The organism is Streptomyces misionensis (genome assembly GCF_007896895.1).
Classification (GTDB): Bacteria; Actinomycetota; Actinomycetes; order Streptomycetales; family Streptomycetaceae; genus Streptomyces; species Streptomyces misionensis_A.
In genome coordinates this window covers 1-6,783 of the sequence record NZ_VOGW01000164.1, presented here as the reverse complement: position 1 = coordinate 6,783, position 6,783 = coordinate 1, and the positions used below count along the sequence as shown (strand labels likewise).

Here is a 6,783-nt window from a genome sequence, read left to right as displayed (position 1 = left end):
GTTCGTGGGGGTGAGGCCGGCCTGCCGGCGTGTCCGGTCACCGGCGGGCCGGCCGGTCCATGGGTGCCCGAGGGCACCGGCGGCGAACGCCGCGCGGGCTCAGGTCAGGGACTTCTGCGACGGCACCACGACCCCGTAGAGGTCCTGGACCGTCGCGAGGGCGGCGTCGTGCACCTGCCGCGCGGGAATCCCCTCGGGGTCGCCCTTCAGCGGCAGCGGCCGGGTGGCCGAGGCGTCGGCCACGACGGTGGGGTGGTAGCCGGCCAGGAACGCGCCCTGCGTGGTGAACAGGACGCACATGTTGGTCATGAAGCCGGCGACGATGACGTTCTTGCGCCCCGCCTGCTCGACCTTCCGCGCGAGATCGGTGCCGTGGAAGCCGTCCGGAACGCTCTTGCGGACGACCGGCTCGCCCTTCGCGGGCCTGAGGTCCGGGATGATCTGTCCCGCCTTCGACGAGAGGTCGTAGCCCTTGTCGACGATGTGGATGACCGGCGTGCCCGCCGCGCGGGCCCGGTTCAGTAGGGCCTTGGCGTTGGCCACGGCCGGCTTCCAGCCGTCGAGTTCCATGACACCGTCGGTGTAGGTGTTCTGGTAGTCGACCAGGATGAGCGTGGCGTCGGAGAGCGTGGCCGGGGTCTCGTCGAAGCCGTTGAGCTTCCGCAGCGTCGTGGTGTCCTCGGCGACGTTCGTCCGCGCGGCCGGCGCCGCGGCCCGCTTCCCGGGGGAGGCGTCCTGCGAGCCGGAGCCGCACGCGGCGACCGTGGCGGTGAGGAGGGCGGCGGTGGCCAGCGCGACGATGCAGCGTGTCGATGTCATCAGCCGAGGTCCTCCTGTGCCGGGACGACGACGCCGTACAGGTCGGCGATGGTGGCGAGGGCGCTGAGGTGCACGCCCTGGGCGTCCAGTTCCGTTCCGTTGACCGGCAGCGCGCGGGTGGCGCAGGCGTCGGCCACCACGGTGGGCCGGTTGCCGCGCAGGAAGGCGCCCTGGGCGGTGAACGCCACGCACATGTGGGTCATGAAGCCGGCGATGACCAGATCGCCGCGCCCCGCCTCGTCCACCAGCCGGCCCAGCTCGGTGCCGTGGAAGGCGTCGGGGGCCTGTTTGACGACGACGGGCTCGCCGTCGGCCGCGGCCACGCTCGGGTGGATCCGCCCGATCTCGGCGCGGATGTCGTACGGCGTGCCCTCGCCGCCGTCGTTGACGACGTGGATGACCTTGGCGCCCTCCCGGCGGGCGCGGTCCAGCAGCCGGGCGGCGGCGTCGAGGGCCGGCTGCCAGCCGTCCAGCTCCATCACACCGGTGGTGTAGGTGTTCTGGTAGTCGATCAGGACCAGGGTGGAATCGGCCAGCTTCGCGGGGGTCTCGTCGAAGCCGTTGAGCTGACGCAGCGTCGTTCTGGGCATGGGAATACCGCCTGAGAAATCGGGAGTTGGCGAGGCAGCGCGCCGTGCGGCGGCTTGCGCTATGACGCTATGGCCCGTCCCGTCGCGTCTGCAATGACGTCTAGCATGCAGAAACCGACATCGCGGAGACCGAGGCCGTCCCGGCCGTCCGGAGGGACTTGTGCACACCGTTGACCAGCTGATCGTGATCGTCCTGTTCGACCAGGTCGATCTGCTCGACGTCACCGGGCCGCCGGAGGTCTTCCACCTCGCACGGCGCGAGACGGAGGAGGCCGCCGGGTACGACGTGGTGCTCGCCGCCGAGACCATGGACCCCGTGGTCACGGCCGCCGGGGTGCGGGTGCTGCCCGACGTCACCTTCGACGAGCTGGCGGCGCGGAGCATCGACACGGTGATCGTGCCGGGGGCGGTGGAGGTGGACGGCGACCACCGCGTGCACCCGCTTGTGGACCCGGCGCTGGTGCGGCGGGTGCGGGAACTCGCCGACCGCACCCGCAGGGTGGCCTCCGTCTGCGTCGGCGCGCACATCCTCGCGGCGGCCGGACTGCTCGACGGCAAGCGCGCCACCACGCACTGGTCGACCGCGCAGCGACTGGCCGCCGACCACCCGGCGGTGGCGGTCGACGCCGACCCGATCTTCATCCGGCAGGGGAACGTGTGGACCGGCGCGGGCATCAGCGCCTGTCTCGATCTCTCCCTCGCGCTGATCGCCGACGACCTCGGCGAGTCCGTCGCGCTGCGGGTCGCCCGGCAACTGGTGATGTACCTGAAACGGCCCAGCGGGCAGAGCCAGTTCAGCGTTCCCCTGGAACAGGTCTCCACGACCCGGCGCATCGAGGACCTGCGCCACTACGTGCTGCGCCACATCGCCGAGCCGCTGACCGTCGCCCAGCTCGCCGAGCACGCCCACATCAGCGACCGGCAGCTCACCAGGATCTTCAAGAACGAGCTCGGCACGACCCCGCACGCCTACATCGAGTCGGTGCGCGTCGAACACGCCCGCAACCAGCTGGAGTCCACCGACGCCACGCTCGAACGGATCGCCGCCGCCTGCGGGTTCGGCACCCTCGACACCCTGGTGCGTGCCTTCCGGCGCAGGCTGGACACCACCCCGACCGAGTACCGGCGCAGGTTCCGGACCGCCCCGGACTGAACCGGACGGGCCGTCAGGAGACGGGTCCCTCGACGGCCTCGGGCTCCTCCTCGCGGTCCTCCCCCAGCAGTTCCCGGGCGAGGAGGGTGGCCCCGGCCACCGCCCCGGGCATCAGGAACACCGCCACGAACGGCACCAGGAAGGCCAGCCCCAGCGGCGTCCCGTAGCCCCACGCCAGCATCCGGCGGGAGCGCAACAGGGCGAGGCGGGCGCGGAGTTCGACGCCCCGGCGCTGGAGGGCGACCGCGGTCAGCTCCTCGGTGAGGAAGAAGCCGGTGACGAAGAAGCCGAGGACGGGGACGACGGTCTGGCCGACGAACGGCAGCAGCCCCAGGACGAAGAGCAGGACGCCCCAGACCAGCGCCCGGACCAGGATGCGGACGCTGTCGCGGGCCGATGTCCACAGCTCGCGGGCGAGGGGGAGGTCCGACCGGGGGGCCGTGCCGTCGGGCGAGACGTCGGCGTCGACCCGCTCGGAGAGGTTCTCGTAGAACGGCTGGCCTATCAGCAGGGTCACCGCGGTGAAGGTGAGCACGGCGAGCAGCAGGCCCAGGGCGAACAGGACGGCCGTGAGGAAGCCGCGGAACAGCGACTGCCAGGGGCTCGGCCAGTGGTCCGCGAACGGGGTCGCCCAGCTCACCGCGTCCCCGCCCCACACCGCGAGGGCGACCAGCGCGACCGCGTAGAGGAGCAGTGCGATCAGGCCCGGCAGCAGCGCGAAGCCGTACTGCCGGCCATGCCGGGCCACCCACCGCTGGCCGTCGAGAAGATGACGGAAACCCACCCCGAGATCACGCATGGCGAAACCCTACCCACAGCTCGCCACCGGCAGGTTCACCCGTCGAGCATGCGACGGAGCAGGTCCCGCAGGGTGCGCCGCTCCTCCTCCGAAAGGCCGGCCAGCGGCTCGCGCGCGAACCGCAGCCCCTCGCGCAGGTCCCGGGCCACCCGCAGCCCCTCCTCCGTCGCGGCGGCCACCTTCACCCGCCGGTCGGCCGGGTCGGCGCGGCGCTCGGCCAGCCGGCGGGCCTCCAGGCGGTCCACGATCCCGGTCACGTTCGACGGCTCGCACTTCATCTTCTGCGCGAGCTTGCGCATGGGCGTCGGCCCGAGTGCGAGCAGGCTGAGCAGTTTGGCCTGGGCACCGGTGAGCGCGTGGGCCGAGGCGGCCTCCTCGTAGTCGGCGTGGTAGCGCGCGACGACCTCGGCGATGAGTTCCACGACGTCCGTGGTCAGCTGGTCCGGACGGGTGTGATGCGGTGTGGCCATGCCCACCAGCGTACCCGTTTACTTGACAACATGAAATATTCAGCTGCACCTTTGTTTCAGGTACTGAAGTAAACGAAAGGCTTCCAGCGATGACCGCGACGACCGTCAACCGCGAATGGCACCTGCTCAGCCGGCCCGTCGGCTGGCCGAAGACGGAGGACTTCGCGCTCGTCGAGTCCCCGCTCCCGGCCCCGCGCGAGGGCCAGGTGCTGGTACGGAACACCTACCTCTCCGTGGACCCGTACATGCGCGGCCGGATGAGCGCCCAGAAGTCGTACGTCGCCCCGTTCGAGCTGGGCAAGGCGATGCAGGGCGGCGCGGTCGGCGAGGTGATCGAGTCCCGCGCCGAGGGCATCTCCGTCGGCGACCACGTGCTGCACCCCCTCGGCTGGCGCGAGTACGCCGCCGTCGGCGCGGAGCACGCCGTCAAGGTCGATCCCGAGGCCGCACCCCTGTCGTCGTACCTGGGCGTGCTCGGCATGACCGGTCTGACCGCCTACGCGGGCCTGCTGCGCACCGCCGCCTTCAAGGAGGGCGACATCGTCTTCGTCTCCGGCGCGGCGGGCGCGGTGGGCAGCCAGGTCGGGCAGATCGCCAAGCTCAAGGGCGCCGCGCGGGTGATCGGCTCGGCCGGCTCGGACGAGAAGGTGCGGCTGCTGGTGGAGGAGTACGGCTTCGACGCCGCCTTCAACTACAAGAACGGGCCGGTCTCCGAGCAGCTGCGCGAGGCGGCGCCGGACGGCATCGACGTGTACTTCGACAACGTCGGCGGCGACCACCTGGAGGCGGCGATCGGATCGCTGCGCGAGGGCGGCCGGATCGCGGTCTGCGGCATGATCTCGGTCTACAACAACACCGAGCCCGCGCCAGGCCCGCGCAACCTCGCCCGGCTGATCCAGACGCGCGGCCGGATCGAGGGCTTCCTCGTCAACGACCACCGGGACCTCCAGCCGCAGTTCGTGGAAGAGGTCGGCCCCTGGGTGGCGTCGGGGCGGCTGAAGTACCGGGAGACCGTGGTCGAGGGCATCGAGAACACCCTGGAGGCGTTCCTCGGGCTGCTGCGCGGGGACAACACCGGGAAGATGATCGTCAAGGTCTGATCTCCCCAGGGCTTCCGTCTTGCGGTAACTTCTTTCCGAAATCCGCCGCCGATCGTGGGCGCGAGTCGGCGGCGGACCGAGCAGGAGGACACCGCATGCCCATCACCCAGTCCGATGTGCTGTACACGGCCGTCGCCACCGCCGAGAACGGCCGGGACGGCCGGGTCGCCACCGACGACGGCAGGCTCGACGTCGTCGTCAACCCGCCCGTGGAGATGGGCGGCAGCGGCGCCGGGACCAACCCGGAACAGCTGTTCGCCGCCGGGTACAGCGCCTGCTTCCAGGGCGCGCTGGCCGTCGTCGCCCGGCAGGAGGGCGCCGACGTCTCCGGTTCGACCGTGACCGCGAAGGTCGGGATCGGCAGGAACGAGGACGGCTTCGGGATCATCGTGGAGATCTCCGCGCACCTCCCGAACGCCGACGCGGCCACCGCCCGGGCCCTGGTGGAGAAGGCCCACCAGGTGTGCCCGTACTCGAAGGCGACGCGCGGGAACATCACCGTCACGCTGGCCTGAGCCACGGGTCAGCCCACGGCCAGCGCCGCTCTGTGCACCGCCCGCGCCAGCCGGGCGTTCTCCGGGGCGGCCCCGTAGGGGAAGACGAAGCGGCGCCGGGTGTAGCCGTAGGCGAGACCGCTGCGGGGGTCGGCGAAGGCCTGGGCGCCGCACGCGCCGCTGTGCCCGAGGGCGCCGGCGCCCAGGAAGGAGTACCAGAGGTCGGCGGTGGCCTGGAAGCCGAGCCCGAAGGTCTTGTGGGTCCGGGTCACCAGGTCGTAGCCGACCGAGTGGATCCGGCCGAACTCCGCGACCGTGTCCGGCTTCAGCAGCGGCGCCTTGCCGTCCACCTCGCCGATCATCGCCGCGTACATCCGCGCCAGCCCCCGCGCCGAGCCGACCGCGCCCACCGAGGCGGGGCCCTTGGCGCGGATCAGCGGGTCGTCGTGCAGCCGCTCCAGTTCGGTCGGTTCGTCCGCGTGCCGGTTGAAGGCGATCGCGGAGAGGGTGTGCGGGCCGCTGCGCAGCGCGTCGAGGGCCGCCCGCTGTTCGGGGGTGGGCAGCAGCGGCTGGACCGGGCGGAAGCGGGACTCCTCGACGGCGGGCAGGCCCAGGTGGAGGTCGAGGGCGTAGGGGGCGCGAATCCGGTCCTCGTAGAGCTCCTGGACGGTGCGGCCGGTGGCCCTGCGCACCACCTCCCCCGTCAACGCGCCGATGACCAGGGCGTGGTAGCCGAAGGCGGCGCCCGGACGCCAGAACGGCCGCTGGTCGGCCAGGTGTTCGGCGATCACACGGTCGTCGGCCAGCTCGGCGCGGGTGAATCCGGCGTCGGTGCCGACCAGCCCGGCCCGGTGCGCCAGCAGGTCCCGCAGCGTCAGCCCGCACTTGCCCTCGGCCCCGAACTCCGGCCAGTAGTAGGTGACTTTGCGGTCCAGCTCCAGCGTCCCGTCCTGCGCCAGCAGCGCCGCGACGAGATGCGCGGCGCCCTTGCCGGCGGAGTACACCCCGTACAGCGCGTCGCCCGCCGCGCCATCACCCGCCCACAGGTCCACGACCTGCCGCCCGTGCACGTACGCACACAACTGGCCCTCGTAGTCCTCGCGTTCGCCCGCGACTAAGGCGGTGAACTCCTCGCGCACCGCCTCGTAGCCCTCGGCGACCGTGCCGCGCACGGTGATGTCCCGCGTCATCCCGCTCTCCTCCACTCGACCTCTGCTCGACCGGTGTTCCTGCCCGGCTCAACCGCCCGGAAGGCCCTACGGTGTCACCGATGCCCCGGATGGCCGATGGCATGGAAGAGGCGCGCAGCGGCGGACCGGCTCAGCCGCACCACCACAGGAAGCGTGTGCAGGTGTGCG

8 protein-coding genes are annotated in these 6,783 nt (G+C 71.9%); 3 read left to right on the top strand and 5 right to left on the bottom strand.

Annotated elements, in window-relative coordinates:
- Positions 1-99 precede the first annotated feature (99 nt).
- Positions 100-819, bottom strand: a complete 720-nt coding sequence (locus tag FRZ03_RS27175; protein WP_146467774.1) for a cysteine hydrolase family protein — start codon at positions 817-819, stop codon at positions 100-102.
- Positions 819-1,409: a cysteine hydrolase family protein gene (locus FRZ03_RS27170; RefSeq protein WP_146467773.1), complete on the bottom strand. Its 591-nt coding sequence runs from the start codon at positions 1,407-1,409 to the stop codon at positions 819-821. The genes FRZ03_RS27175 and FRZ03_RS27170 overlap by 1 nt, the downstream gene beginning before the upstream one ends.
- 160 nt (positions 1,410-1,569) lie before the next feature.
- Between FRZ03_RS27170 and FRZ03_RS27165 the strand changes: the two genes are divergently transcribed.
- A complete protein-coding gene (locus FRZ03_RS27165; protein WP_146467772.1) occupies positions 1,570-2,562 on the top strand; it encodes a GlxA family transcriptional regulator in 993 nt (330 codons plus the stop codon).
- Positions 2,563-2,575: 13 nt separating this feature from the next.
- Here FRZ03_RS27165 and FRZ03_RS27160 read toward each other — a convergent pair whose 3' ends face one another.
- A complete protein-coding gene (locus tag FRZ03_RS27160; RefSeq protein WP_146467771.1) occupies positions 2,576-3,361 on the bottom strand; it encodes an EI24 domain-containing protein in 786 nt (261 codons plus the stop codon).
- Between the two features lie 35 nt (positions 3,362-3,396).
- A complete protein-coding gene (locus FRZ03_RS27155) occupies positions 3,397-3,831 on the bottom strand; it encodes a MarR family winged helix-turn-helix transcriptional regulator (protein WP_146467770.1) in 435 nt (144 codons plus the stop codon).
- An 89-nt stretch (positions 3,832-3,920) separates the two neighbouring features.
- Between FRZ03_RS27155 and FRZ03_RS27150 the strand changes: the two genes are divergently transcribed.
- Both FRZ03_RS27150 and FRZ03_RS27145 read left to right on the top strand, forming a co-directional pair.
- On the top strand, positions 3,921-4,931 hold the full coding sequence (locus FRZ03_RS27150; protein WP_146467769.1) for an NADP-dependent oxidoreductase: 1,011 nt from the start codon (positions 3,921-3,923) through the stop codon (positions 4,929-4,931).
- 95 nt (positions 4,932-5,026) lie between these two features.
- A complete protein-coding gene (locus tag FRZ03_RS27145) occupies positions 5,027-5,446 on the top strand; it encodes an organic hydroperoxide resistance protein (protein ID WP_146467768.1) in 420 nt (139 codons plus the stop codon).
- Between the two features lie 8 nt (positions 5,447-5,454).
- On the opposite strand, the gene FRZ03_RS27140 is transcribed toward FRZ03_RS27145, so the two are convergent.
- The gene (locus FRZ03_RS27140; RefSeq protein WP_146467767.1) at positions 5,455-6,615 is read right to left on the bottom strand and encodes a serine hydrolase domain-containing protein; all 1,161 of its coding nucleotides are present in this window, start codon (positions 6,613-6,615) and stop codon (positions 5,455-5,457) included.
- Between the last annotated feature and the right edge of the window lie 168 nt (positions 6,616-6,783).

Bases quoted from the DNA above. Each gene is read 5' to 3' on its own strand.
- FRZ03_RS27160 (WP_146467771.1), bottom strand. From the start codon at position 3,361: ATGCGTGATCTCGGGGTGGGTTTCCGTCATCTTCTCGACGGCCAGCGG.
- FRZ03_RS27155 (WP_146467770.1), bottom strand. From the start codon at position 3,831: ATGGCCACACCGCATCACACCCGTCCGGACCAGCTGACCACGGACGTC.
- FRZ03_RS27175 (WP_146467774.1), bottom strand. From the start codon at position 819: ATGACATCGACACGCTGCATCGTCGCGCTGGCCACCGCCGCCCTCCTC.
- FRZ03_RS27140 (WP_146467767.1), bottom strand. From the start codon at position 6,615: ATGACGCGGGACATCACCGTGCGCGGCACGGTCGCCGAGGGCTACGAG.
- FRZ03_RS27170 (WP_146467773.1), bottom strand. From the start codon at position 1,409: ATGCCCAGAACGACGCTGCGTCAGCTCAACGGCTTCGACGAGACCCCC.
- FRZ03_RS27145 (WP_146467768.1), top strand. From the start codon at position 5,027: ATGCCCATCACCCAGTCCGATGTGCTGTACACGGCCGTCGCCACCGCC.
- FRZ03_RS27150 (WP_146467769.1), top strand. From the start codon at position 3,921: ATGACCGCGACGACCGTCAACCGCGAATGGCACCTGCTCAGCCGGCCC.